Here is a 25,272-nt window from a genome sequence, read left to right as displayed (position 1 = left end):
CGATGGTACTGCGTCTTAAGACGTGGGAGAGTAGGTCATCGCCAAACCTAATAAGTTCCTAGACTACAGTATCTCTCTACGATGATCAGAATAACAAAACCGCCGCAGCGCAAAGCTGCGGCGGTTTTGCGTTGGAGGGGGGTAATCTCCCGACCAGCAAGAACCATATGACGCCCGGTTACCCGGACCTGTGTTGGGCATCCGCTTGACGCTGCCCAAAGCCCTGTCACAGTAGCGGCGACAGTCGACGTTGGGAGGCGGGGCATGGATATCGAGACGCTCTTTGGCTTGGAGGGAAAGACCGCTTTGATCACCGGCGGGGCCACGGGCATCGGGCGGATGGCGGCCGAGGCTTTGGTTCGGGCCGGGGCACGGGTCCTTTTGGCCAGCCGGAACGGAGAGGTCTGCGCGGCGGTGGCCGATGAGCTGAATGCGCTTGGCGCGCGGGGCAGCGCCGAAGGATTCGCGGGCGATGTGGGGACTGAGGCTGGCGTGGATGCGCTCGTGGCTGAGGTTCAGACACGCAGCGATCAGCTGCATATCTTGATGAACAACGCGGGCGTGACTTGGGGTGCGCCCTTGGGGCAGTTCCCTTACCGGGCTTGGGATAAGGTCATGGGCGTCAATGTCGCCGGGCTTTTCGATCTTACGCAAAAGTTGTTGCCGCTTCTCAGCGCCGGGGCCACGGTAGATGATCCCGCGCGGGTCGTCAATGTCGGGTCGGTCATGGGGGAGCGCGAGATGGGCGACGGCGCCTATAGCTATGCCGCGTCCAAGGCTGCGGTCATTCATCTGAGCAAAATCCTCGCCAAGGAGTTGGCCGGGGAAGGGATCACCGTGAATGCACTGGCGCCGGGGCCCTTCGTCTCGCGCATGACGGCTTTCGCCACGGGCGATGAGAAGACGCGGGCCGCGGTGGGGCAGGATGTCCCGCTTGGCCGTGTTGGACGGGATGAAGATATCGCGGGCTGCATGCTGTTTCTCTGCGGACGCGGCGGCGCCTATGTCACCGGGGCCGTGATCCCGGTCAGCGGCGGCATCAATGTGATGTCGGGACCGAATATTTTTGAAAAGGCATTGTGATGCCGAACGATAGACCCCGAACGGAGACCCCATATGCGTGACGACAGCCATCTACCCCAAGCCCTGCGCGGCCTGCGCCTGCCGCTGGTCGCCTCGCCGATGTTCATTCTATCGGGGCCTGAGCTGGTCATCGCGCAGTGCAAGGCGGGGATCGTCGGGTCTTTCCCGGCGCTGAATGCGCGGGAGGCGGAGGGTGAGCCGCCCTTGTTGGATGCTTGGTTGACCCAGATCACCGAAGCCTTGGACAAGCACAATCAGGATAACCCCGACCGGCCCGCGGCCCCTTTCGCGGTCAACCAGATCGTGCATCGGTCGAATGCCCGGTTGGAGCGTGATCTTGAGATTTGCGTCAAACATAAGGTGCCGATCTGGATCACCTCGCTCGGCGCGCGGGTCGAGGTGAACGAGGCCGCACATTCCTGTGGCGGCGTGACGCTGCATGACGTCATCAACAACCGTTTCGCGCGCAAGGCGATCGAGAAGGGCGCGGATGGGCTGATTGCCGTGGCCGCGGGGGCCGGGGGCCATGCGGGGCCGCAGTCGCCCTTCGCGCTGATCCGCGAAATCCGCGAATGGTTCGACGGGCCGCTTTTGCTTTCCGGGGCCTTGGCCACGGGCGAGGGGCTGTTGGCAGCCCGCGCCATGGGGGCCGATTTGGGCTACATGGGCTCGGCCTTCATCGCCACGCGAGAGGCGAACGCCGTGCCGGGCTACAAGGATATGATCGTCTCGGGCGGGGCGGATGACATTGTGACCTCTTCGCTCTTCACCGGGGTGTCGGGCAACTATCTGCGCCCATCGATCGAGGCGGCGGGGCTCGACCCGGACAATCTGCCATCGGCGGATGCCTCTTCGATGAATTTTGGCTCTGGATCGTCCAAACCCAAGGCGTGGAAGGAAATCTGGGGCGCGGGGCAGGGGATTGGCGCTGTCAAAGAGATCGGCGGCGCGGCCGACTTGGTGGACCGTATCGAGGCGGAGTATCGCGCCGCTGGCGCAAGGTTGGCAGCGGAGTTCGCACAGTGAGCACGGATACCCAAACCCTGAATGAGGACGCCGTTTGCCGCTGGTTGGAGGCGAACCTGCCGGGCTTTGCAGGGCCGTTGGAGGTCACGAAGTTTCGGGCCGGGCAGTCCAATCCGACATTCCTGCTTTCGACCCCGGCGCATGACTATGTGCTGCGCCGCAAACCCCCGGGGGTGCTGTTGAAATCGGCCCATGCGGTGGATCGGGAGTTTCGGGTGCAGAAGGCTTTGGCGGGCAGTCAGGTGCCTGTCGCTCGGATGCATCTGCTTTGCGAAGACGAGAGCGTCATCGGCTCGATGTTCTATGTCATGGACCATGTCCCGGGGCGCAACTTCAACGATCCCACGCTGCCGGAGCTCACCCCGGCAGAGCGTGGCGCGGTCATGGATGAGATGAATGGCGTGCTGGCCGCGCTGCATGAGGTCGATATCGACGCCGCGGGGCTGTCAGATTATGGCCCGCCCGGCAACTATTTCGAGCGGCAGGTGGCGCGCTGGTCGAAACAATACCGCGCGTCGGAGACCGAGCCGCAGCCGGATATGGATAGGCTGGTGCAGCGCCTCAGCGCCGAGCTGCCCGAGGAGGACGGGCAGCGGACGTTGGTGCATGGCGATTACCGGATCGACAATATGATCTTCGACACCCATGGCACCGCCTGCCGTGCGGTTTTGGATTGGGAACTGTCGACCATCGGCCATCCCTTTGCCGATCTCGCCGCCGTTATCATGCAGTGGCAGATGCCCGTGGGGGCCGAGGGGCGCGGCTTGGCCGGGGTGGACCGCAGGGCGCTTGGCCTGCCCAGCGATGCCGAATTCATCGCCGCCTATTGCCGCAGGCGCGGGCTGAAGGGCATCGACAACTTCGGCTATTACCTCGCCTTTTGCTTTTTCCGCATGGCGGCGATCATCCAAGGCGTGTTGAAACGCGCCTTGGAGGGCAATGCCTCAAACCCCGAATATGGGTTGAAATTAGGGCAATACGTCCCGGTTTTTGCGCGCCACGGGCTGGAGGCGCTGGATCGCGACCGCTGAGCGGGCGGCGGGGCGTTTGGCGCTTGAGCTTTGTGGTGAAAACCTGTTGCTAGGGCCGAAACACCCCGGCCCGAAAGGATGACCCATGACCAATGCTGCGCGGCAATTGCTTGATCTGTTGGATATCGAACAGCTTGAGGTCGATCTGTTTCGGGGCACGGGTGCTGGCGGTGAGACCTCAATGCGGATTTTCGGCGGTCATGTTATCGCGCAGGCGCTGATGGCGGCTTACCGGACGGTGCCAGACCGGGCCTGCCATTCGCTTCATGCCTATTTCATCCGGCCCGGCGACCCGAAAATTCCGGTGATCTATCAGGTCGATCGCGCCCGCGACGGGGGCAGTTTCACGACCCGGCGTGTGGTGGCGATCCAGCATGGCAAGCAGATCCTGAACCTCTCCGCCTCTTTTCAGGTCGAAGAGGAGGGGTTCGATTGGCAGCATGAGATGCCGCAGGTTTCGGCCCCTGAGAACTGGCCCGACCGGCCTGAATTGCGCGAGGCCTTTGCCGAGAAGCTGCCCGAGAAATACCGTGGGGACTTCCTGCGCGAGCGCCCCATCGAGATTCGCGAGGTCGAGCCGCGCGATTTCATGACGCCGGAAAAAGTGAGCGACCGCAACTATCTGTGGTTCCGCATGGGGGCCGCCGAAGGGCAAAACCCGGTGATGCAGCACGCGCTGCTGGCCTATGCCTCGGACATGAACCTGCTCGGCTCCTCTCTGCGGCCTCATGGGCTGACGTGGTTTCAAGGCAAGGTAATGACGGCCAGCCTTGATCACGCCATGTGGTTTCACGCGCCGATCCGCTTTGACGAGTGGCACCTCTATGCGCTCGACGCGCCCTTTACCGGGGGGGCGCGGGGGTTCAATCGTGGGATGATCTACAATCAAAACGGGCAATTGGTGGCGAGCGTGGCGCAGGAGGGGCTGCTGCGCCCGATCCGGCCCAAGGGTGAGAGCTAGGGGCCGCTAGCTTTCTTTCGCCGCCCCAAAGCGCCGGTTCAGCTTGCGCATTCCGCCGATCCAGCGGTCATAATCCTGCGCCTTGCCTCGCATATAGTCGCGCACCTGCGGATGCGGCAGCACCAGAAAGACCTCATCGCGGATCGCCTGCACGCAGGCTTCGGCCACCGGCTCAGGCTCCAACATGCCGTCAATCGCGGCGACATGGTCCTCCAGTCCGCGCATCATCTCGGTCCGGACCGCTTGCGGGCAGAGCACAGAGACCTTGATTCCGTCGTCGCCATAGCTCATCGCCAGCCATTCGGCGAGGCCGACGGCGGCGTGTTTTGTCACCCCATAGGGCGCCGCGCCGACCTGATTAAGCAGCCCCGCCGCCGAGGCGGTGTTGAGCAGATAGCCACCCCCGCGCGCCCGCATCAGCGGCACCAGATGCCGCGCTGCGCGGACATGGCTCATCAGGTTGATCTCCCAAATGCGCTGCCACTCGGCATCCGGGACTTCGACGCCGCCCTCGACCGAGATACCGGCGTTGGAGCAGAAAAGATCAATCGGCCCGATGTCACGTTCGACCGTGGCGATCAGCGGGACGATCTCCGCCTCGCGCGCGACATCGACGCGAAAGGCCGTGCCGCCGACCTCAGCCGCCGTCGCCTCGGCCCCCGCGCTGTCGATGTCTACACAGACGATATGCGCAGGCGCCTCCTCGGCAAAGCGCAGCGCCAAGGCCCGCCCGATGCCGCTGGCGGCCCCGGTGATGACGATGACGCGGCCCGCGAGCTCCATATCAGCTGTCGCTGCCAGAGCCGCGCGCGTTCGACGCCTGAAAGGCCTTCACCTCGGCCCGGGCGATCACCTGATGGTGCACTTCATCCGGCCCATCGGCAAAGCGCAGCGCGCGCTGCCACGTGTACATGCCCGAAAGCGGGCTCCACTGGCTCATCCCCATCGCCCCATGCACCTGCATGGAGGCGTCGATGATCTCGCAGGCCTTTTCCGGCACCAGCGCCTTGATCATGCTGACCCAGATGCGCGCCTCTTTATTGCCCAAGACATCCATCGCCTTGGCCGCTTTCAACACCATCAGCCGCATGGCTTCAATGTCGATCCGCGCGCGGCTGATCGTTTCCATGTTCTTGCCGAGGTCGATGATCTTCTTGCCAAAAGCCTCGCGCCCGAGCCCGCGTTCGATCATCAGGTCCAGCGCCTTTTCCGCCGCCCCGATCGAGCGCATGCAGTGGTGAATCCGCCCCGGCCCAAGCCGCACCTGACTGATCTCGAACCCACGCCCTTCGCCCCAAAGCACGTTTTCGCGCGGCACGCGCACATCGGTGAAACGGATATGCATATGCCCATGCGGCGCGTCATCATGGCCAAAGACATGCATCGGCCCGAGGATCTCCACCCCCGGCGTGTCCATGGGCACGAGGATCTGGCTCTGCTGGCGGAAAGTCTCGGCCTCGGGCGAGGTTTTCACCATGACAATCATGATCTTGCAACGCGGATCGCCCGCGCCGGAGATGTAGAACTTCTCGCCATTAATCACCCAATCGTCGCCATCCAGCACCGCGCTGGTCGAGATATTCCGCGCGTCCGAAGACGCCACATCCGGCTCTGTCATGGCAAAGGCCGAGCGGATTTCGCCCGCAAGCAACGGCTTCAACCAGCGCTCTTTCTGCTCAGGCGTGCCCACACGCTCCAACACCTCCATATTGCCGGTATCGGGGGCGGAACAGTTCAGGCTCTCCGGGGCCAGCGGGCTCTTGCCCAATTCGGCGGCGATATAGGCGTAATCAAGGTTCGCCAGCCCTTCACCGGTTTCGGCATTGGGCAGGAAGAAGTTCCACAATCCCGCCTCCCGCGCTTTTTGCTTGGCCCCGTCGAGCAATTCCAACTGACCGGGCGCATAGGACCAGCGGTCGGCGCGGCCTTCGCCAAGGCGAAAGAACTCCTCGGTGATCGGATCGACATTCTCACGGATGTGCTTGATGACCGCCGCCAGCAGTGGCTTGGCCTTCTCCGACATTTCGAGATTGTTCATATCCAAGGTCTGATCGATCATCCTATGCTCCCGGTGATGATGGTTCGCGGTGCTGCCCGGTTCCTCCACAGGCGGCCCTTTGGGGCGAGCCTATGCAATCGCCGCGGCCTTGCCAATCGCGGGCAGGGGGCGGCAGGCTTTACGCCGCGTCATTAAGCCGTTGAAACCCGCGCGCAGGCGCTTAGATCAGGCCTATGACAGATGCATTGATCAAAGACGTTCTCACCCGCACCCGCCGCATTGCGGTGGTCGGTGTTTCCCCCAATCCGGCGCGGCCCAGCCACTATGTCGCTGAATACCTTGCACAAAAAGGGTATGACGTGGTTCCGGTAAACCCGGTGCACGCGGGCAAGGAGGTCTTTGGCAAGACCATCGTCGCCACTCTGGCCGAGATCGACCCGCCGGTGCAAATGGTCGATATTTTTCGCCGGTCCGAGGATGTGCCCCCCGTCGTGGATGAGGCGCTAGAGGCTTTCCCCGAGCTTGAGACCATCTGGATGCAAATGGGCATCACCAATGCCGAAGCGGCGGCCAAGGCCGAAGCACGCGGCGTGGATGTGATCCAAGACCGCTGCCCCAAAATGGAAATTCCACGCCTTATGGGCTGATTATTTCCGGGCGGCCTTTTCGGCGATGCCGGAGGTCGATTGCCGCCGCGCCAACTCATCCAGCACATCGCTCAGCGGCACATCTCGGGCCGCCAGCATCACCAACAGGTGGTAGAGCACATCCGCGGCTTCCGAGGTCAGACCTTTGCGGTCATCCTTCACCGCCTCGATGATTGCCTCGACCGCCTCTTCGCCGAACTTTTCAGCGCATTTCTCTGGCCCCTTGGCCAACAGTTGCGCGGTCCAACTGCTTGAAGGATCAGCGTTTTTGCGGCTCAGAATGGTGGCGTATAGGTCATCGAGTGTCATGAAAGCCTCATCGGAATGCCAGCGGCAGCCATATGCTGTTTTGCCTCCTGCACGGTATATTCGCCAAAGTGAAAGATGGAGGCGGCCAGCACCGCCGAGGCGCCACCTTCGATCACCCCATCGACAAGATGATCCAAATTGCCGACCCCGCCGGAGGCGATCACCGGCACAGACACGGCATCAGAGATCGCGCGGGTCAGCGGCAGGTTGAACCCCTGTTTGGTGCCATCGCGGTCCATGGAAGTCAGCAGAATTTCACCTGCGCCCTTGGCGGCCACGGTGCGGGCGAATTCGACCGCATCGATGCCCGTGGGCTTGCGCCCACCATGGGTGAAAATCTCCCATTTGCCGGGGCTTACGGTCTTGGCGTCAATCGCGCAGACGATGCACTGGCTGCCAAAATGATCCGCCGCTTCGGCGATTACATCGGGGTTTGCCACAGCGGCGGAGTTGAAACTGACCTTATCGGCCCCCGCCAGCAGCAAGGCCCGCACATCCGCCACGGTCCGCACGCCGCCGCCCACGGTCAGCGGGATATAGCAATGCTCAGCGGTGCGGGTGACCAGATCGAACATCGTGCCGCGATTTTCATGGGTGGCGTGAATGTCGAGAAAACAAAGCTCATCCGCCCCCGCCGCATCATAGGCAATCGCGGCATCCACCGGATCGCCCGCATCACGCAGGCCGACGAAGTTCACACCCTTGACCACACGGCCATCGGCCACGTCGAGACAGGGGATGATGCGGGTCTTTAGCATGGCTCAGCCCTTCAACATCTTCATGGCTTCGGCCAGATCAATCGCGCCATCATAAAGCGCGCGCCCCGAGATCGCGCCCTCGATGACCCCGGTGTCCCGCAACGCGCCCAAGTCTTCGAGCGATGACACCCCGCCCGAGGCAATCACCGGGATCGAAACGGCCCGCGCCAGATCGGCTGTCGCTTCCACATTCGGCCCGCCCATCGCGCCATCGCGCATGATGTCAGTGTAGATGATCGCGGCCACACCTGCGTCCTCAAAGGATTTCGCGAGGTCGGTGGCCATGACATCGGTCTCCGTCGCCCAACCTTTGGTCGCGACCTTTCCATTCCGTGCGTCGATCCCCACAGCAACTTGCCCGGGAAAGGCGCGCGCCGCCTCGCGGACCAGTTCGGGGTTCTCAACCGCCACGGTGCCCAGAATGACCCGCGCGAGCCCCTTATCCAACCAGCCCTCGATCGTCGCCATATCGCGAATGCCACCGCCCAATTGCGCAGGCACCTTGCAGGCTTTCAAAATCGCCTCCACCGGGGCGGCGTTCACCGGGGTCCCGGCAAAAGCGCCATTAAGGTCAACAAGATGCAGCCAATCACAGCCCGCTTCAACAAAGCTAAGCGCCTGTGCGGCGGGATCGTCGTTAAAAACGGTGGCGCGGTCCATGTCGCCATGCACAAGGCGCACGGCCTGACCGTCTTTGAGATCGATAGCGGGGTAAAGGATCATGGCCGGGCCCTTGTTAGAGAAGTCGCTTTCCTTTTGCACGTCGCCAGGGATTTTGCAACGCGACCCGAGGTCAGTCTTGCCCGATTGAAAGTTGTGGCTAACACTAAAGCCAGATCGGGAGGAGAGATCATGAAACAGCTTTTTGCAGCGGCCCTTCTGGGCCTTGGCCTGACCGGCGCCGCCCATGCCGCGGATCCGGCAGTCGGTACTTGGAAAACTCAAGTGGATGACGGCGCCTATGCCCATGTCAAAATGGCCCCCTGCGGCGGGGCGATCTGCGGCACCATCGCGCGCACCTTCAACGGCAGCGGCGAGTATAAATCTCCCAATATCGGCAAAACGCTCGTCATCGACATGAAGCCTCAGGGCGGCGGCAAATACGCCGGTAAGGTTTGGCGTCCGTCAAACGGCAAAATCTACATCGGGAAGATGAATGTCTCAGGCAACTCGCTGAAACTCTCGGGCTGCGTCGCGGGCGGGCTGATCTGCTCGAAACAGACCTGGGCGCGCATCAAGTAAGGGCAGTTCACCTCTGCCAAGGTCGGAAGGCGCGGGGCAAGACCTTCGCGCCTTCTTTGCCTTTTGCGTGAGGAAAGCGCATCGCAGAGGTATTTGTAAAAGGATGAAGTTGAAGAGGAACTTTCTTCATCTTCATCCTTTCTTAAATACCTTCCGACGTTTCAACAGGCGCGGGTTAAGGCGCCCAAGTCAGGAAGTTCGAGATCAGCCGCAGGCCGGTGGTTTGGCTTTTCTCCGGGTGAAACTGCATGCCCAGCATCGTGTCGCGGCCGATGATCGCCGTGACTTCGCCGCCGTAGTCGACATGGGCCAGACGTTCGGCGGGGTCGGCGACGGCCATGTGATAGCTGTGCACGAAATAGGTGTGATCGCCGGTTTGCAGCCCGTCGAAGACCGCGTGGTCGTGATCGATCACCAAGTCGTTCCAGCCCATATGGGGGACTTTGAGCTTCGGGTCTTTCGGGGTGATCTGGGTCACCTCGCCACCGATCCAGCCCAAACCGGGGGTGTCTTCATATTCGCGGCCCATGCTGGCCATCAGTTGCATGCCGACGCAGATGCCGAGGAAGGGGCGGCCCTTTTCCTCGACCGCCTCGACCATCGCATCATAGAGACCGCCAGCCCCTTTCAGGGCGGCCATACAGGCCGGAAAAGCGCCATCGCCGGGCAGGACCAGACGGTCGGCGCGGGCCACGACCTCGGCCTCCGAGGTCACGATGACTTCGCCTGCGTCGTGCTCGCGGGCCATACGCTCGAAGGCTTTATGCGCGGAGTGCAGGTTGCCGGATTCGTAGTCGATGATCGCTGTCAGCATTGGCTTACAAGGCACCCTTGGTCGAGGGGATGGCGTCCGCTTTGCGCGGGTCGGTCTCGACCGCTTCGCGCAGGGCGCGGGCGACGGATTTGAAAGCGGCTTCGGCGATGTGGTGGCTGTTGAACCCGTGGAGCGCGTCGACATGTAGGGTGATGCCGCCGTGGGTGCTGAGCGCTTGGAAGAACTCGCGGACCAGTTCGGTGTCGAACTTGCCGATGCTGCTGGTGGGGAAATCCACGTTCCAGATCAGGAAGGGCCGCGCAGAGAGGTCGAGCGCGCAGCGGATCTGCGCGTCGTCCATCGCCAGCAAGCAGGAGCCGTAGCGGCGGATGCCGCGTTTGTCGCCGAGCGCTTGGGTCAGTGCTTGGCCCAGGGTGATGCCCACATCTTCGACGGTGTGATGGTCGTCGATGTGCAGATCGCCCTTGGCACGCACCTTGATGTCGATCAGCGAGTGGCGCGAGAGTTGGTCGAGCATATGGTCAAAAAAGCCGACGCCGGTTTCATTGTCATAGCTGCCGGTGCCGTCGAGGTTGATCTCGAGCGTGATGTCGGTTTCGGCAGTGGTGCGGGTCAGGGTGCTGCGACGCATGGGGCATCTCCGAAGGCAATTGCTGCGCCCTTATAACAGGGCCTGCCGCCGCGCCAAGCCCAAGCGGTGAAACGCCGTTAGGCACGGGCAGCGCGATCGGGGATTGCGGGGGCAGGGCCCATATGTCAGCTTGAACCAAATCCCAGAAAGAGGCGCGACATGACCACCTGCGTATTCATCCAGATCCGCTGCCGACCGGGCACGACCTATCGTGTGGCCGAAGAGATCGCCCTGCGCGAAATCCATTCCGAACTTTATTCCACCTCAGGCGAATATGATCTTTTGATGAAGCTTTATATTCCGAAGGGCGAAGATGTGGGCGTCTACATCAATGACAATCTGTTGGACATCGAAGGCATCGAGCGGTCTTTGACCACGATGACCTTCAAGGTCTTTTGAGGTGGCGCGCCAGCTCATCCTGACAGCAGCCGTCTGTTCTGCTTTGTCGATCGCCGCGCTCGTGGCCTTTCCCGGCAGGGCCACGGCGGGTACGCGGGTCTATGAGGGGCGCGAAGCCGCGGCCCTGCGCTGTGCCAATACGCTGGCGCTGACGGCCGTGGCACTTTCCGCGGCGGAGTTGATTGGCGAGGGGGAGAAGAATGTGATGCTGGGCGTGACCGTGCGCATTCTCGACCGCCACGTTGAGGGGACCTGGGCGCAGAAACGTGCCGCGATGGAGGTGATGCGCGACCGGCGCAGCGTGCCTGACACGCTTGAGGATTACCGCCGCATCGCCGAACGCTGTTTGGTGCAATTCCCCATCAACTGAATGCGTAAACCCGCCCATGAGGCGGGTTTTTCTTGAGGCGATTGCCTTGTCGTCAATGGGCGGCGGAGACGGAGGGTTTCTCGGTCGGGGGGGTGTCGAGCTTGACCTTCTGCCGCATCGCGACGCGACGAATGGCGCGGTCGAATGTTTTTCTGACCCGCTGAGTGCGGCTGGCATTGGGCTGGATCGGGCCACCGACGGAGAGCATCACTGCCATCGGGCTGTTGTCGTCATGGCGCAGGTCCATGCCGTCCAGCTCCCCTTGGATGAGCACCTCGATCTCGGGCCAAGCGGGCAGGCTGTCACCTGTCACGATGCACAGCAGCGTGCCGGATCCGTTATGGGTCATCAGCAGTTGGGGGCAATCGACCACGCGCGCGATGGCCTCGGCCGCAGCAGCGATGGCGCGGGCGAATTCGGCAGTGTTGCAGGTCGCGTAAAGCTCATCGATGTGTTCGATTTTTGCCGCGAAAACCTGACAGATATCAAGGTGTTGGCGTGAAAGCTGCGACAGGTAATTGCCCAAGGAGAAGGGCAGCACCAATTGATCGACCCCATTGATATGCACAGGATCCGCCAGCGCGAAATCGTGGACACCGGGCTCGCCCACGTCTTTCAAATGCTGCGGATCAAGGCGCGGGGCGCGCTGGGTGTTCTCCAGCATCCGCTCGGCGATATGCACGCGGGTTGCAATGTCCTTCACGTCAAAAGGTTTGGTCACATAGTCGTTGGCCCCGGCGGCAAAGGCGTTTTCGATCGCAGTCGCGTCGGCGCGTGAGGTCACCATCAGGATCGGCGTGTCCTGATAGGCTTCCAGCGTGCGGATGCGGCGGCATAGGGTGATGCCGTCCATCTCGGGCATCTCGATGTCCAAGAGCAGGCAGTCGAAATGTTCTTTAGTGGTTTCGAGCAGTTCCAGAGCGGCAGTGCCGGAGGCGGCCAATGTCAAATGGGGGTAATCGGCTTCGCGGAAAACAACGGGCAGCAATTCGCGGATAAATGGGTCATCGTCGACAGCAAGAATTTTCATTTTTGGCACCTCTTTCGTGGGGCAGACGGGCAGTCCGGGTGTCTTTATAATCTGTTCATATCTAGTCGTATAAACCCGGCGAAATTGTGACGCTTTTGCACCAATACCTTGTGCCGTTGCATAAATTATTAACCATATTTTGAAGCCTCGCGAAACCATTGAATTGGCGAAGAGAGATGGCCGTGGCCCCTTGCTTTCCCGCATTACGGGAGGTGATTGCGTGGAAATTGTGCAGGCTTTCAGGCGCTATTGGGCGCGTGAGGGTGCGAAATCGGGGCGAGAATTTGCGGTTCTTGTGATCGCGCGAATTTCGCGCTGCGACTCGCTGGCCAAAAATGAGCGGTCGGGGGAATTTTATCGGCTGTGGTGCGTAACGCCCAGTTGACGCTTTGCCTGTCGCGCGCTCAACTGCGGCGCGATACGTGAAGAGGATGAGTTAAATGCGTTTGCCCGATGATGTTTTGGCGGAATTCTTGTTGCCCACGCGAGAGCTTAGGGAGGATCTGCCGTTCTTCACCAAGGTGCTGGGCATGCGGCTTGAGACGATCTTTCCCGCGGATGATCCTTCGGTGGCCAGTTTTTCGGGCCATGGGGTGCGGGTGAGGCTTGAGCGGGGGGCGGATGTGGCACCGGGGCATCTGCGCCTGCTGACCGATGCGCCCGACAGTATCGCAGAGGGGCAGCGGCAGTTGACCGCGCCCAATGGCACGAAGATCGAGATCCTGCCGCGCAGCCCGCGCGTGGACCAGCCCGAGACACAGCATGAGTTCGCCGTGCGGCGGCTGGCGGACGAGGCCCCATGGGTGATCGGCCGCGCGGGGATGCATTACCGCGATCTCATCCCGTCGCGGCTCGGCGGCTCAATCATCGCCAGCCACATCCGCATCCCCGACGGCGGCCCGGTGCCGGACATGGTGCATTACCACACCGTTGGCTTCCAACTGATCTATTGCTACCGGGGCTGGGTTGATGTGCTTTACGAGGAACAGGGCGATGTGATCCGGCTCCATGCCGGGGATTGCGTGACCCAGCCGCCGGGCATCCGCCATCGCGTTGTCGAAGCCTCGCCCTCGATCGAAGTGATCGAGATCGGCGTTCCTGCGGAACATGTCACCACCATCGACCACGAGATGACCCTGCCGAACGGCAAAGGCGATCCGGCACGCGAATGGGACGGCCAGACTTTCGTGCATCACGTGAAGGAGGGGGCCGAGTGGCAGCCCTTCCGTATTCCGGGCTTCGTCGCGCGCGACACCGGGATCACCAAGGGCACCAAGGGCGTGGCCGGCATTCAGGTGGCGCGTTTCGACGGTGGCACGCCGCCGCCCGCGAAGCACGACGCGGACATTCACTTCAGCTTCGTCATGGAAGGCAGCATGACCCTGAACGCCGAAGGGCAGGAGCCGCGCCAATTGGAGGCAGGCGATGCCTTCGTCATCCCGCCGGGCATGGTGGCGCAATATAGCGAGTGCTCGCCCGACCTTGAATTGCTCGAAGCCGGGCTGCGCGGTGATTTCTCGACGACGCTCTTAGCCTAGTCGCGCGGCCACTTCGGCCTGCACCTTCTCGGCTGCGGCCTCTTTCACGGGGCCGTAGCCGCGGATTTCCATCGGCGCGGAAAGCACCGCCAGCGCCGCATCATGGGGCAGGGCGGGGGCCTTTGCCATGACCTCCTCGTACCAGCCGATCAGACCGACCTCGAGCTTGCGGTCGGCACCGTAGCTGAACGGGTCAGCCCATGTGCCGCGCAGCGGTTTCATCGCCGCCAGAAGGTCGAAGGCGCGGCCCATCCAGGGGCCGAACTTGCGCTTGTTGGGGCGTCCGCGTCCGTCTTTGCCGGTGGGCCAAGCGGGCGGGGCAAGGTGGTAGTGCACCTTGTAGTCGCCCTCGAAGGTATCGGCGATACGCTCCTCGAAACCGCTTTGCCGGTGCAGGCGTGCGACCTCGTATTCGTCCTTGTAGGCCATCAGCTTGAACAGCGATTTCGCCGCCGCGCGCATCAAGTCGTCGGAACCTTCGGGCAGCTTGCCCACCAGCGCATCGAGCTTCGCCTTGTAGCGCTGGGCATAGGCGGCGTTCTGGTAGCCGGTAAGGAATTCCATACGCCGCGCGATCAGGCCTTCGACACTGTCGTCGGGCGCAGGCGCGGGGGCGAAATGCGCCTCGATCGCCTGCGGGTTGCCCGCCATGACCCGGCCAAAGCCAAAGGCGGCGCGGTTCTTGTCCGGAACAACACCGTTCAATTCGATTGCCTGCTCAAGCGCTGTGAGCGAGACCGGCACGAGACCCTTCTGCCAAGCGAACCCCAGCATCATCACATTGGCAAAGACCGCGTCGCCCATCAGCTTCTCGGCCATTGCGTTGGCGTCGAAAGCGGCAAGGTTCTCGGCCCCCACGGCCTGCGCGATCACCGCCTCGCGGTCGTCGATGCGCAACTCGGCGTCGCGGTTCAGCACCAAATCGCCCGTGGGCATCTCGGCGCGGTTCAACACGATCCGGGTGCCGCGCCGGTAATGGGCCGAAGCCTTGGGCGCGGAGCTGACCACCATGTCGCAGCCGATCACCGCATCGGCGCCGCCCTGATCGATGCGCACCTGATGCACCTCCTCGGGGCGTTTCGCCAGACGAACATAGCCCAGCACGGTGCCGAACTTCTGCGCGAAACCGGTGAAGTCGAGCACGCTGGAGCCCAGCCCCTCGAGATGCGCGGCCATGGTGATGAGCGCGCCCACGGTCACCACGCCGGTGCCGCCGACGCCGGTCACCAGCAGGTTGAAGGGTTGGTCGAGCTTGGGCAACTCCGGCATCGGCAACTGCGCCGAGAGCCCCGCCACGTCCAGCCCCGCGCCCGAGCGTTTGCGGCGGCTGCCGCCCTCGACCGTTACGAAGGAGGGGCAGAAGCCGTTAAGGCAGGAGTAATCCTTGTTGCAGGTGGACTGGTTGATCTGACGCTTGGTGCCGAACTCGGTCTTCTTGGGCTCGACGCTGAGGCAGTTCGACTCGAGGCTGCAATCGCCGCAGCCCTCGCAGACCAGATCGTTGATCATCACGAATTTCTTCGGGTCGTCCATCAGCCCGCGCTTGCGCTTGCGGCGCTTCTCGGTGGCGCAGGTCTGTTCGTAAATCAGCACGGTGACGCCCGGGATGTCGCGCAGCTCGCGCTGCACGCGGTCGAGATCGCCCCGGTGGTCGAATGTGGTGCCCTCGGGGAAGTCGTCCTTGGGCAGCAGTTCGGGCCGGTCCGAGACCAGCGCGATGCGTTCCACCCCCTCGGCGCGGCAGGCCTGCGCGATGGCGGCGACGGAGACGGGGCCGTCCACCGGCTGGCCGCCGGTCATCGCCACCGCGTCGTTGTAGAGGATCTTGTAGGTGATGTTGGTCTTCGCCGCGACCGCCTGTCGGATCGCCAGCGAGCCGGAGTGATACCAGGTGCCCTCGCCAAGGTTCTGGAAGACGTGCTTGTTCCCGTTAAACATCGAAGTCGCGATCCACGGCACGCCTTCGCCGCCCATCTGGGCGAAACCCGCCGTCTCGCGGTCCATCCAGGAGGCCATGACATGGCAGCCGATGCCGGAGTTCGCCTTCGACCCCTCTGGCAGCTTGGTGGAGGAGTTATGCGGGCAGCCGGAGCAGAAATAAGGGGTGCGGGTGGCGCCCGGGACGTTCAGCAGCACGGGGGGCTGGTCGGTCAGCGCGCGGGCTTTTTCGAGCAGCTTCTCTTCGGGGAAGAAGGCATTGAGGCGCGCGGCGATGATCGGCACCAGCTTCAGCGGCGACAGCTCCCCGGTCCAGGGCACCAGTTCTTCGAGGTTCTCGTCATGTTTGCCGACCATCCGCGCGGGCTTGGAGCCGGGCCAGTCGTAGAAGGCCTCCTTGAACTGGCTTTCGATGATGCCGCGTTTCTCTTCGATCACAAGCACTTCGCGCTTGCCCTTCACGAAGTCGAGCGCGTCGTCCAGCGCCAGCGGCCAGACCATGCCGATCTTGTAGATGTCGATGCCCAGACGGCGGCAGGCGGCCTCGTCGAGGCCCAGAAGCCGCAGCGCCTCCATCGTGTCGAGATGGCCCTTGCCGGTGGTGACGATGCCGAAGGAGACGTCTTGCGTGTCGTATATATGCCGGTCGATCGGGTTGGCGCGCATGAAGGCCTGCACCGCGTCGAGCTTGTGGTGCAGCCGCGTCTCGATCTCGGGCGAGGGGAGGTCGCCAAGCCGCACATGGAGCCCGCCCGGCGGCGCGGTGTAGTCGGGTTGTTTGAACACGCGGTCCGGCGTTAGTTCCACGGAGGCGCCGCTCTCCACGGTTTCCGAGATCGCCTTGAAGCCAACCCATGTGCCCGAGAAACGCGACAGCGCGATGCCGTATTCGCCGAAGGCTTGATATTCGGCGACGGAAGCCGGGTTCAGCGTCGGCATGAACCACGACATGAAGCCCACGTCGGACTGGTGCGGCATCGACGACGACACACAGCCGTGGTCGTCGCCCGCTACAACTAGCACGCCGCCTTTGGGCGCGGAGCCATAGGCGTTTCCGTGTTTCAGCGCGTCGCCCGAGCGGTCCACCCCCGGGCCCTTGCCGTACCACATGGAGAAGACGCCCTCGACCTCCGCCTGCGGGTCGAGATGGGCCTGCTGCGCGCCCAAGACCGCGGTGGCGCCGAGGTCTTCGTTCACCGCCGGAAGGAATTTTGCGCCCGCCTCGGCTACGCGGTCCTTGATGCGCCAGTATTCCAGATCGAGCCCGCCTAGAGGCGAGCCACGGTAGCCTGAGACGAAACCGGCGGTATTTAACCCCGCTGCGCGATCACGCCGGGCCTGATCCAGCATAATGCGCACCAGCGCCTGTGTCCCGGTCAGGAACACGCGACCTTCGGTCTGATCATAGCGGTCATCAAGTTTATAAGTGGTAAATTCGCGCGGTTGTTCTGTCATGGGGGTCTCCTCATTGGGAAGTATACCGCAGGATGCGCGAATTTTTGCACCAATTTTGCTGGCTTTGTCGTGGCCGAGCGGATAAATTATCCGGAAGAACTTTTTAGAATGAAAGATTTACCCAATGAACGAAATGTATGCGACGGACCGGCAGCTTGTCTTCCTGCTCCAGCAGGATTCGCGCCTGCCCAACGCACAACTGGCCGAAAAGCTGAACATATCCGCTTCCGCCTGCTGGCGGCGGGTCAAGGCGTTGGAGCAGGCGGGGGTGATCAAACGCTATGCCGCTGTAGTCGACCCCAAGGCGATGGGGCTGGGCTTCGAGGCAATGGTGCATGTGCATCTGACCCGGCATGACGCCTCGGCCCTCGCCAGCTTTATCCGCGCGATCCAAAGCCGGACGGAGGTGACGGAATGTTTCGCCACCACGGGCCAAGCGGATTATCACCTGCGCGTGCTGTGCCGTGATATCGACGCCTATAACGCCTTTTTGGAGAGCTTTCTGTTCCTGCATCCTGCGGTCAATTCGGCCACGACGAATGTGATCCTGCGGCAGATCAAATCCGACGCGCCGATTACTGGTTGAGGCGATCAGGGCAGCGTTTTCTGCGTTGGACATTTGCCGCATGCGTGCTTCATAAAGCAGCAGAGATCACACCCGAAGGAGAGACCCATGATGAGAACCCGTGCCGCCGTTGCCGTGGAAGCCGGCAAACCGCTTGAAATCATGGAGGTGAACCTCGAAGGCCCGAAACGGGGCGAGGTCTTGGTCGAGATCAAGGCGACCGGCCTGTGCCATACCGATGAGTTCACCCGCTCGGGCGACGATCCCGAAGGCATCTTCCCCGCCATCCTCGGCCATGAGGGCGCAGGCGTCGTGCTGGAAGTGGGCGAGGGCGTCACCACGCTGGAGCCGGGCGATCACGTGATCCCGCTCTACACCCCCGAATGCCGGGAGTGCGAATATTGCCTGAGCGGTAAGACCAACCTGTGTCAGGCGATCCGCGTGACCCAAGGTCAAGGCAAGCTGCCCGACGGCACGACCCGTTTCTCGATGCTGGATGGCACGCCGATCCACCACTACATGGGCTGTTCGACCTTCGCCAATCACACCGTGGTGCCCGAAATCGCGCTGGCCAAGGTGCGCAAGGACGCGCCTTTTGACAAGATTTGCTACATCGGCTGTGGCGTCACCACGGGCATCGGTGCCGTCATTAACACCGCCAAGGTTGAGCTTGGCGCGCGCTGCGTGGTCTTTGGGCTTGGCGGCATCGGTCTGAACGTCATTCAGGGCCTGCGCATGGCCGGGGCGGATCAGATCGTGGGCGTCGACCTTAATGACGACAAGGAAGAGGCCGCGCGTTACTTCGGCATGACCGATTTCGTGAACCCCTCGAAAGTTGACGGCGATCTGGTCGGGCATCTGGTTGAACTGACCAAGGGCGGCGCCGATTACTCCTTTGACGCCACGGGCAACACCAAGGTGATGCGCGACGCGCTGGAATGCGCGCATAAGGGCTGGGGTGAGAGCATCATCATCGGCGTGGCACCCGCGGGGGCCGAGATTTCGACGCGGCCTTTCCAACTGGTCACCGGTCGGGTCTGGCGCGGCACCGCCTTTGGCGGGGCCAAGGGGCGGACGGATGTGCCCAAGATCGTCGATTGGTACATGAACGGCAAGATCGAGATCGACCCGATGATCACCCATAAACTGACTTTGGATCAGATCAACGAAGGCTTCGATCTGATGCACAAGGGTGAATCGATCCGCGCAGTCGTCGAGTTTTAAGCGTTGGGCTGGAGGGCTGCGCGCTCTCCAGCCTAGACCTCTGCCGCGAGGGAGAGGAACAGGTCGACATCCATATAGGTCTCGACATGATCGGCCAGCGCGTCCAGCGCCTCTTCCACGCCGGTTTCAAAATCCAGCGATGAGGTGACGCCGAAGCCGCCAAGATAGGCGCGGCGGAAGGCATCCGAGCTGAAAATCCCGTGCATATAGCAGCCCTGCACCCGGCCCGAAGGGGAGGCCGCGCCCTCGGGCGTGCCGTCGAAGCTGAGCCACGCGCGGGCGCAATCTGGGCCGGTGGTTTCTCCGATATGGATCTCATAGCCAGTGAGGGCGGTGCCGCTGGCCGGGTGCTGGCCGCGTTTTTCCGATAGATGCTTGAGCGGGGCCATCATGGTTTCCACATCCAGATGCCCCAGCCCGGCCACCCGCGCCGCCGGGCCTTCGATCCCCTCGGGGTCGGTGATGGTCTTGCCCAGCATCTGATAGCCGCCGCAAAGCCCCAGCACATGACCACCGCGCCGGATATGGGCGGCAAGGTCGATGTCCCACCCCTCGGCCCGGAAGGCTTCGAGGTCGGAGATCGTGGATTTACTGCCGACCATGAGCACCAGATCGGCCTCGGCGGGCATAGGGCTGCCCGGCATGATCATCCGCAGGTCGACGCCCGGCTCGGCGGCCAGCGGGTCGAGGTCATCGAAATTGGCGATCCGGGGCAGGCGCGGCACGGCGATAACACAGCCCGACCCGCCCGAGCGGGCGCGGGCGGGCAGGTCCATCACGTCTTCGGCGGGCAGGCGGTGGGCGGCATCGAACCACGGAATTACCCCAAGGCTCGGCCAGCCGGTACGCGCGGCGATGTCATCGCGCCCTGCGTCAAAGAGGCTGCGGTCACCGCGGAATTTGTTCACTGCAAAGCCGCGGATCAGCGCGTTGTCTTCGGCACCAAGCACGGCCTGTGTGCCGACGATTTGCGCGATCACCCCGCCGCGGTCGATATCGCCCATCAGCACCACCGACACCCCGGCGGCGCGGGCAAAGCCCATATTGGCGATGTCGCCCGCCCGCAGGTTCGTCTCAGCCGGAGAGCCCGCGCCCTCGATCACGATCAAGTCGCAGCTTTCGGCCAAACGGTGAAAAGATTGCAGCACCGCGGGCATCAGGCTGGCTTTGTTGCGGCCAAATTCCCGCGCCTCTTGCTGACCTGCGATCCTGCCCTGCACCACCACCTGCGCGCCGGTGGCGCTCTGGGGTTTCAGCAGCACCGGGTTCATATCCGTATGCGGGGCCACGCCCGCCGCGCGGGCCTGCAACGCCTGCGCGCGGCCAATCTCGCCCCCGTCTTCGGTGACGGCGGCGTTGTTGGACATGTTCTGCGGTTTGAAAGGGCGAACACGCAGGCCACGCCGGGCGCAGGCGCGGATCAATCCGGCGACGATCATCGACTTGCCGACATTGCTGCCGGTGCCCTGGATCATAATGGCTTTGGTCATGTCTGCTTGCCCTTGGTTTCGCGCAAATTGGCGCAAATCAGGGGCAGGGGAAAGCCCATCGCCGAGGGGCAGACACAAAAAAACGCAGCCCGAAGGCTGCGTCAATTGCGCCGCTTGGCGAATATGTCTTAGGCGGCTTCGGCCTGAAGCGCGGCATTGCGGCGCTCGGATTCTTCACGCGACAGGGCGACGGAGGTCCGCACGCCTTTGCCGACGAATTCCATCAAGCCTTCGACGACCCGCTCGTTGGGGTCGATACCGGCACAGCTCAGAACCTCGCGGCCATCGCGCGAGCGGGCCCAGCGGGCGATCTGTTCAGGGCCGTTGCCATATTTCTTGTCATCGGCAATTGCGTCATCCAAAGCAGCTAGCACCACAGCAGCAAAGAGCTTGCGTGCGCGGTTGCCTTGCTCGTTGTTGAAAGCGGTGCCATCAACGAAATCTTTCATCTCGTCGTCCTTTCGATTATTCTTGCTCTTGTCATTCGGGCGTGGAGGCCCTTATGACGGATATCTTTTGATTCGGATACCTCTATTTAGCATACCACCCATGCAGCTTGCGCATATCTAGTTGTTGCGGCAGCGGAGAATAACGCCTGCTTGCAGGGAACCATCCCTCCCGATATAGACCCGGACATCATATCATCAACCTTATGTCGTGGTTTTGTCACATGCCCAAGATTAACGGAAACGAGATCCGCCCCGGAAACGTCCTTGAACATAACGGTGGCCTCTGGGCGGCTGTGAAGGTCGATCACGTGAAGCCCGGCAAGGGCGGCGCCTTTGCCCAAGTCGAGATGCGCAACCTGCGCAACGGCTCCAAATTGAACGAACGCTTCCGTTCCGCCGATAAGGTCGAGCGCGTGCGTTTGGAGCAAAAAGACCAGCAATTTCTGTATGAAGACGACGGTATGCTGGTGGTGATGGACACCGAAACCTATGAGCAGGTGCAGCTGGATGCCGAGCTTTTGGGTGACACACGTCCCTTCCTTCAGGACGGCATGATGATCGTGGTCGAGTACCATGAGGCCGAGGCGCTGAACGCGCGTCTGCCGCAAAAAGTGGTCTGCAAAATCGCCGAGACAGAGCCGGTCGTCAAAGGCCAAACAGCGGCGAATTCTTTCAAGCCTGCTATCTTGGAAAACGGTGTAAAGATTTCCGTCCCCCCCTTCGTGGGCCAAGACGAAGACATCGTGGTGAACACCGAAACCATGGAATATGTCGAACGCGCCTGACGCGACGTCATCCAACGTAAGCTAAATCAGCCCCGGTTTTGCCGGGGCTTTTTGTTGTTCTGGCGCGCTCAGGCGGCAGGGCCGGGCCAAGTGACCTGCGCATCACCGGCCTGCATCGGGCCTTTGGCGCGGTCGAACCGCAGATGCGCCAAAGCCTGACCGCCCGCTTGGGTGTAGAGCGTGCCCGCGGGTTTCCCCTCTGCCGTGATTGCCGTGCCGGGGGCGGCGCTGCCGCTGACCTCGACCCGGGTCAGCCCTTTGCGCAACTCGGTCTTGTGTTTCATCCGGGCGGTCACCTCTTGGCCGACATAGCAGCCTTTGCGGAAATCCAGCCCGTTGATCCGATCAAACCCCGCCTCAAGGATAAAGGTATCGGGGGTGAGTTCGATCCCCGTCTCGGGGATCAGATGCGCCACGCGCAGGGCGTCCCAATCGGTCGCGTCCTCGGTTTGCGGCGTGTCGCGATAGGCGCGCCAGCCCATTTCGGGATGCCGCGGATCGGCTAAGGCGTCGTCGGGTACAGGCCCGGTGCCGCGGTGCAGGTGCAGATCGCTGGGGGTGATCGTTACCTTGGCGCGCAGTTTATACATCGACAGCCGCTGGTTCAGCATATCGCCAAGGCTTTCATCCACGTCCAGCAGAACGTCATCGCCATCGGCGATCAGAAAGAAATCGGCCATATATTTGCCCTGCGGCGTCAGCAGGGCGGCATAGACCGGGCCTTGGTCCAGTTTGCCGACGTCATTGGTCACGATTCCTTGCAGAAAGTCGCGGGTGTCGGGGCCGGAGAGGCGCAGAATGCGGCGCGGGGTCATGCGGGTGTCCTTTGATTGCTGGCCATGACATATAACCTGTCAAAGCCATCCAAAAGGGGCAACCATGCGCGCGCCGATCTCTGTCGTCATTCCCAGCCTCAACGCGGCCACGGCGCTGCCCGCTTGCCTCGCCGCGCTCGTCGAAGGTTTGCAGGCCGGGCTGATCCGCGAGGTGATCTTGAGCGATGGGGGCTCCACGGATGGCACGCGTGCGCTGGCCGAAGGCTGGGGGGCTGAGGTCGTCTCGGGCGCGCCCTCGCGGGGCGGTCAGTTGCGGCGTGGGTGTGATGCAGCGCAGGGCGCATGGCTCTTGGTGCTGCACGCTGACACGGTGCTGGCCCCGGGCTGGAGCGATGCGGTGCAGGATCACATGGCGCACAGGGCCGAAGGGGCGGGGTGGTTCCGCCTGCGCTTCGATCAGCGCGGTTTGGCGCCACGGTTGGTCGCGGGCTGGGCGAACCTGCGCAGCGGTCTTGGCCTGCCCTATGGCGATCAGGGGTTGCTGTTGCCCCGCGCGCTTTATGACGCGGTGGGCGGCTATCCCGATCAGCCGCTGATGGAGGATGTTGCGCTCGCCCGCGCCCTGCGCGGTCGCTTGACCCGGCTCAATGGCGTCGCCGTGACCAGTGCTGAGAAATACCGCCGTCAGGGCTGGCTGCGGCGCGGGGGGCGCAATCTCTGGACACTGACCCGCTATGCGATGGGGGCCAGCCCCGAGGCGCTCGCCGAAAGCTACCGGCGTTCGTGAAAGGGGCGCGGGTTTCCCCACGCCCCGCGCATTCAGTTAAAGAACGCCGCCCCGATCCGTTGGAGCAGATTGGGCTGGCGCGCCTTTTCGCGGCGTTTCTTCGCGGAGAGGGCGCTGAGGCCGCGGGCATCCGATACGGTTTTTCCGTCGCGATATTGCAGGCGGTAGAGATCGGCATAGATGCCGCCGCGCTCCATCAGCTCGTCATGGGTGCCCTCATCGGTGACGCGGCCCCGGTCCATAACCACGATCTTATCCGCGCTGCGGATGGTCGACAGCCGGTGCGCGATGACGATGGTGGTGCGCCCTTTGGCGAGGCGATCGAGCGCGTCCTGCACGACCTGTTCCGATTGCGCATCCAAGGCGCTGGTGGCCTCATCCAGAAGCAGGATCGGCGTGTCGCGCAGCAGGGCGCGGGCGATGACCACGCGCTGGCGCTGCCCGCCCGACAGGGCCGAGCCGCGTGGCCCCACGCGGGTTTCCAGCCCCTGTTCCAACTGCGGCAGGAAGTCCGCCACATGGGCGGCTTTCAGCACACGGTCGAGCTCTTCATCGGTGACATTCTCTCGGCCCAGCACGATGTTCTCGCGCAGTGTTTCATCGAACAAAAGCGCTTCCTGCGTCACGACAGAGAAGAGGCCGCGCAGGTCCGGTATGGTCATCGCGCTGGTGTCGACCCCGCCGATCCGCACGCTGCCGCTTTGTGGATCCACCAGCCGGGTGAGCAGGTTGAAGATGGTCGATTTCCCCGCCCCCGAGGCCCCGACCAACGCGGTCGTCTGGCCCGCTTTCGCGGTCAGGTCCAAGCCGTTCAACACCTTCGTGTCGCCATAGGAGAGCGAGACATCCGTCAGGGTCACATCGGGCGGGCCATCGGGCGCGGCCTGCGCTTTGTCCGGGCTGCGCAGATGCAGGGGCGCGTCGAGCAATTCCTTGATCCGTTCCAGCGCGGCGGCGGCCATCTGCCATAGGCCGCTGATCGCACCAAGTCGGCGCAGGGGGGAGAACATGAACCCCAGCGAGGTGAAGAAGGTCATGAACTCACCAATGGTCTTATTGCCCGCGATGATCTCGGACCCGCCGTAGACGATCACGGCCATAAAGCCGATGCCCGACATGATGTCGATCATCGCCGGGATCGCGGAGTTGCCAAAGGCGGCACGGACTTCGGTGCGGATAAAGGTGCGCGTCAACTCGCGGTATTGGCGGGCTTGGTAGTTCTCTAGCGCGTTGAGCTTGATTTGTACGATGCCGTGGAAAACCTCGTCCAACCGTGTCGAGAGGCTGGCCCCGATATCGCGCGCCTCGCGCGAGCGGGCGCGGACGAAACGCTGGGCGATGGCGGCGGGCAGCACCATGAGCGGCACGCCGACCATTGCCAGAAGCGCCCAAATCGGGTCAATCGCGATGGCCACGCCCATGAGGATCACCAGCCCCACCAGATCGCGCCCCGCGCCGGTTATGAACGCCCGCCAAACATTACCTACCGCATTCACATCCGATTGCACGCGTTGCACCAGAAAGCCGGGCGGGTGGCTTTGGTGGAAAGCACCGTCTTGCTGCATCATCCGGTCGAGCAGGTCGATGCGTAGGTCCGCCGCCGTGCGTTGAGCGACGCGGGTCAGCAACACCTTTTGCACCACCGTGGCCAGCGCGCGCAGGGCAAAGATCGCCACCAGAACCAGCCCAACCCAGACCAGCGCACCTTGGTCGCCGCCGACGAAGACGCGGTCAAACATCGGCTCCATCAGTTTCGCCAGCACGCCCAGGGTCGAGCCTTCGATGATCATGAAGATCACCGCGATGGCCATCAGACCGGTGTGTTTCTTTAGATAGTCCCGCCAAAGCCAGCGCATCAACTGCGCGGAGGTGTAACTGTCATCATTCATACCGGTGCCTGATCCTTTTGGGCAGTCGGATCCCGTGTACGAAAGCCGCGCAGGCAGGGCAAGCCGTCGTGCAGGTCGGGCAAGGCGGGCAGGGGAAGGCCTGCGCGCGTGGAAG

Annotated in this window: 26 protein-coding genes; 13 read left to right on the top strand and 13 right to left on the bottom strand. The window is 62.7% G+C overall.

From position 1 onward, the window contains the following. Positions 1-264 precede the first annotated feature (264 nt). The 4 genes from ACGYK2_RS04220 (at position 265) to ACGYK2_RS04205 (ending at position 4,101) form a co-directional block, all read left to right on the top strand. Positions 265-1,083 (top strand): SDR family oxidoreductase, encoded by an 819-nt coding sequence (locus tag ACGYK2_RS04220; protein ID WP_271689507.1) that lies wholly within the window; start codon positions 265-267, stop codon positions 1,081-1,083. 33 nt (positions 1,084-1,116) lie between these two features. Beyond that, a complete protein-coding gene (locus ACGYK2_RS04215; protein ID WP_271689509.1) occupies positions 1,117-2,109 on the top strand; it encodes a nitronate monooxygenase family protein in 993 nt (330 codons plus the stop codon). Next, positions 2,106-3,140, top strand: coding sequence for a phosphotransferase family protein (locus ACGYK2_RS04210; RefSeq protein ID WP_271689511.1), 1,035 nt, complete (start codon positions 2,106-2,108; stop codon positions 3,138-3,140). Before ACGYK2_RS04215 ends, ACGYK2_RS04210 begins: the two co-directional genes overlap by 4 nt. Positions 3,141-3,225: 85 nt before the next feature. After that, a complete protein-coding gene (locus tag ACGYK2_RS04205; protein ID WP_067265201.1) occupies positions 3,226-4,101 on the top strand; it encodes an acyl-CoA thioesterase II in 876 nt (291 codons plus the stop codon). A gap of 6 nt (positions 4,102-4,107) precedes the next feature. On the opposite strand, the gene ACGYK2_RS04200 is transcribed toward ACGYK2_RS04205, so the two are convergent. Continuing rightward, positions 4,108-4,884, bottom strand: a complete 777-nt coding sequence (locus tag ACGYK2_RS04200; RefSeq protein ID WP_271689513.1) for an SDR family oxidoreductase — start codon at positions 4,882-4,884, stop codon at positions 4,108-4,110. A 1-nt stretch (position 4,885) separates the two neighbouring features. Next, on the bottom strand, positions 4,886-6,160 hold the full coding sequence (locus ACGYK2_RS04195) for an acyl-CoA dehydrogenase family protein (protein WP_394374206.1): 1,275 nt from the start codon (positions 6,158-6,160) through the stop codon (positions 4,886-4,888). Positions 6,161-6,333: 173 nt separating this feature from the next. Here ACGYK2_RS04195 and ACGYK2_RS04190 point away from each other — a divergent pair, with 173 nt between their 5' ends. Beyond that, positions 6,334-6,747, top strand: a complete 414-nt coding sequence (locus tag ACGYK2_RS04190) for a CoA-binding protein (RefSeq protein WP_271689514.1) — start codon at positions 6,334-6,336, stop codon at positions 6,745-6,747. Here ACGYK2_RS04190 and ACGYK2_RS04185 read toward each other — a convergent pair whose 3' ends face one another. From ACGYK2_RS04185 to hisA, 3 genes are read right to left on the bottom strand one after another with little or no spacing between them, the layout of a single operon-like run. Continuing rightward, entirely contained in the window at positions 6,748-7,056 is a 309-nt protein-coding gene (locus tag ACGYK2_RS04185) for a phosphoribosyl-ATP diphosphatase (protein WP_271689516.1), read from the bottom strand. Further along, positions 7,053-7,814 carry an imidazole glycerol phosphate synthase subunit HisF gene (gene hisF, locus ACGYK2_RS04180; protein WP_067265192.1) on the bottom strand — a complete coding sequence of 254 codons (762 nt, stop codon included), beginning with the start codon at positions 7,812-7,814 and terminating at the stop codon, positions 7,053-7,055. The genes ACGYK2_RS04185 and hisF overlap by 4 nt, the downstream gene beginning before the upstream one ends. Before the next feature lie 3 nt (positions 7,815-7,817). Beyond that, positions 7,818-8,537 carry a 1-(5-phosphoribosyl)-5-[(5-phosphoribosylamino)methylideneamino]imidazole-4-carboxamide isomerase gene (gene hisA / locus ACGYK2_RS04175; protein WP_271689520.1) on the bottom strand — a complete coding sequence of 240 codons (720 nt, stop codon included), beginning with the start codon at positions 8,535-8,537 and terminating at the stop codon, positions 7,818-7,820. A gap of 129 nt (positions 8,538-8,666) precedes the next feature. Here hisA and ACGYK2_RS04170 point away from each other — a divergent pair, with 129 nt between their 5' ends. Continuing rightward, positions 8,667-9,056, top strand: a complete 390-nt coding sequence (locus ACGYK2_RS04170; RefSeq protein WP_209219368.1) for a DUF2147 domain-containing protein — start codon at positions 8,667-8,669, stop codon at positions 9,054-9,056. 175 nt (positions 9,057-9,231) lie between these two features. Here the strand turns inward: ACGYK2_RS04170 and hisH are convergent, their stop codons facing one another. Beyond that, positions 9,232-9,870, bottom strand: a complete 639-nt coding sequence (gene hisH / locus ACGYK2_RS04165) for an imidazole glycerol phosphate synthase subunit HisH (protein ID WP_271689521.1) — start codon at positions 9,868-9,870, stop codon at positions 9,232-9,234. Between the two features lie 4 nt (positions 9,871-9,874). Beyond that, complete coding sequence (gene hisB, locus ACGYK2_RS04160; RefSeq protein ID WP_271689522.1) at positions 9,875-10,462, bottom strand: imidazoleglycerol-phosphate dehydratase HisB; 588 nt, start codon at positions 10,460-10,462, stop codon at positions 9,875-9,877. 159 nt (positions 10,463-10,621) lie between these two features. Here hisB and ACGYK2_RS04155 point away from each other — a divergent pair, with 159 nt between their 5' ends. Then, complete coding sequence (locus tag ACGYK2_RS04155; protein ID WP_007120503.1) at positions 10,622-10,861, top strand: Lrp/AsnC family transcriptional regulator; 240 nt, start codon at positions 10,622-10,624, stop codon at positions 10,859-10,861. 1 nt (position 10,862) lies between these two features. Next, a complete protein-coding gene (locus ACGYK2_RS04150; RefSeq protein WP_271689525.1) occupies positions 10,863-11,231 on the top strand; it encodes a hypothetical protein in 369 nt (122 codons plus the stop codon). 52 nt (positions 11,232-11,283) lie between these two features. Here the strand turns inward: ACGYK2_RS04150 and ACGYK2_RS04145 are convergent, their stop codons facing one another. Beyond that, a complete protein-coding gene (locus tag ACGYK2_RS04145; protein ID WP_394374205.1) occupies positions 11,284-12,261 on the bottom strand; it encodes a PleD family two-component system response regulator in 978 nt (325 codons plus the stop codon). Positions 12,262-12,701: 440 nt separating this feature from the next. Here ACGYK2_RS04145 and ACGYK2_RS04140 point away from each other — a divergent pair, with 440 nt between their 5' ends. Next, positions 12,702-13,799 carry a cupin domain-containing protein gene (locus tag ACGYK2_RS04140; protein ID WP_271689527.1) on the top strand — a complete coding sequence of 366 codons (1,098 nt, stop codon included), beginning with the start codon at positions 12,702-12,704 and terminating at the stop codon, positions 13,797-13,799. Here the strand turns inward: ACGYK2_RS04140 and ACGYK2_RS04135 are convergent. Beyond that, a complete protein-coding gene (locus ACGYK2_RS04135) occupies positions 13,791-17,192 on the bottom strand; it encodes an indolepyruvate ferredoxin oxidoreductase family protein (protein ID WP_276154445.1) in 3,402 nt (1,133 codons plus the stop codon). The genes ACGYK2_RS04140 and ACGYK2_RS04135 overlap by 9 nt on opposite strands. 124 nt (positions 17,193-17,316) lie before the next feature. On the opposite strand from ACGYK2_RS04135, the gene ACGYK2_RS04130 reads away from it, so the two are divergent. Both ACGYK2_RS04130 and ACGYK2_RS04125 read left to right on the top strand, forming a co-directional pair. Next, on the top strand, positions 17,317-17,778 hold the full coding sequence (locus tag ACGYK2_RS04130; protein ID WP_271689529.1) for an Lrp/AsnC family transcriptional regulator: 462 nt from the start codon (positions 17,317-17,319) through the stop codon (positions 17,776-17,778). A 90-nt stretch (positions 17,779-17,868) separates the two neighbouring features. Next, positions 17,869-18,981, top strand: coding sequence for an S-(hydroxymethyl)glutathione dehydrogenase/class III alcohol dehydrogenase (locus ACGYK2_RS04125; RefSeq protein WP_271689939.1), 1,113 nt, complete (start codon positions 17,869-17,871; stop codon positions 18,979-18,981). Positions 18,982-19,013: 32 nt separating this feature from the next. Here the strand turns inward: ACGYK2_RS04125 and ACGYK2_RS04120 are convergent, their stop codons facing one another. Both ACGYK2_RS04120 and ACGYK2_RS04115 read right to left on the bottom strand, forming a co-directional pair. Beyond that, on the bottom strand, positions 19,014-20,471 hold the full coding sequence (locus ACGYK2_RS04120; RefSeq protein WP_276154444.1) for a cobyric acid synthase: 1,458 nt from the start codon (positions 20,469-20,471) through the stop codon (positions 19,014-19,016). 128 nt (positions 20,472-20,599) lie between these two features. Beyond that, on the bottom strand, positions 20,600-20,920 hold the full coding sequence (locus ACGYK2_RS04115; RefSeq protein ID WP_007120494.1) for a DUF6280 family protein: 321 nt from the start codon (positions 20,918-20,920) through the stop codon (positions 20,600-20,602). A 221-nt stretch (positions 20,921-21,141) separates the two neighbouring features. Between ACGYK2_RS04115 and efp the strand changes: the two genes are divergently transcribed. Continuing rightward, positions 21,142-21,705, top strand: a complete 564-nt coding sequence (efp, locus tag ACGYK2_RS04110; protein ID WP_271689531.1) for an elongation factor P — start codon at positions 21,142-21,144, stop codon at positions 21,703-21,705. 68 nt (positions 21,706-21,773) lie between these two features. Here the strand turns inward: efp and ACGYK2_RS04105 are convergent, their stop codons facing one another. Then, positions 21,774-22,520 (bottom strand): folate-binding protein YgfZ, encoded by a 747-nt coding sequence (locus ACGYK2_RS04105; RefSeq protein WP_271689532.1) that lies wholly within the window; start codon positions 22,518-22,520, stop codon positions 21,774-21,776. Between the two features lie 64 nt (positions 22,521-22,584). Here ACGYK2_RS04105 and ACGYK2_RS04100 point away from each other — a divergent pair, with 64 nt between their 5' ends. After that, positions 22,585-23,268, top strand: coding sequence for a TIGR04283 family arsenosugar biosynthesis glycosyltransferase (locus ACGYK2_RS04100; RefSeq protein WP_271689533.1), 684 nt, complete (start codon positions 22,585-22,587; stop codon positions 23,266-23,268). Between the two features lie 32 nt (positions 23,269-23,300). Here the strand turns inward: ACGYK2_RS04100 and ACGYK2_RS04095 are convergent, their stop codons facing one another. Beyond that, complete coding sequence (locus tag ACGYK2_RS04095; protein ID WP_271689535.1) at positions 23,301-25,157, bottom strand: ABC transporter ATP-binding protein; 1,857 nt, start codon at positions 25,155-25,157, stop codon at positions 23,301-23,303. Positions 25,158-25,272: the final 115 nt, after the last annotated feature.

It is taken from the genome of Sulfitobacter sp. 1A10359 (assembly GCF_043558145.1).
In the GTDB taxonomy this organism is placed as follows: Bacteria; Pseudomonadota; Alphaproteobacteria; order Rhodobacterales; family Rhodobacteraceae; genus Sulfitobacter; species Sulfitobacter faviae.
The sequence above is the reverse complement of the archived record's forward strand: the minus strand, read 5'-3'. Positions and strand labels throughout refer to the sequence as shown.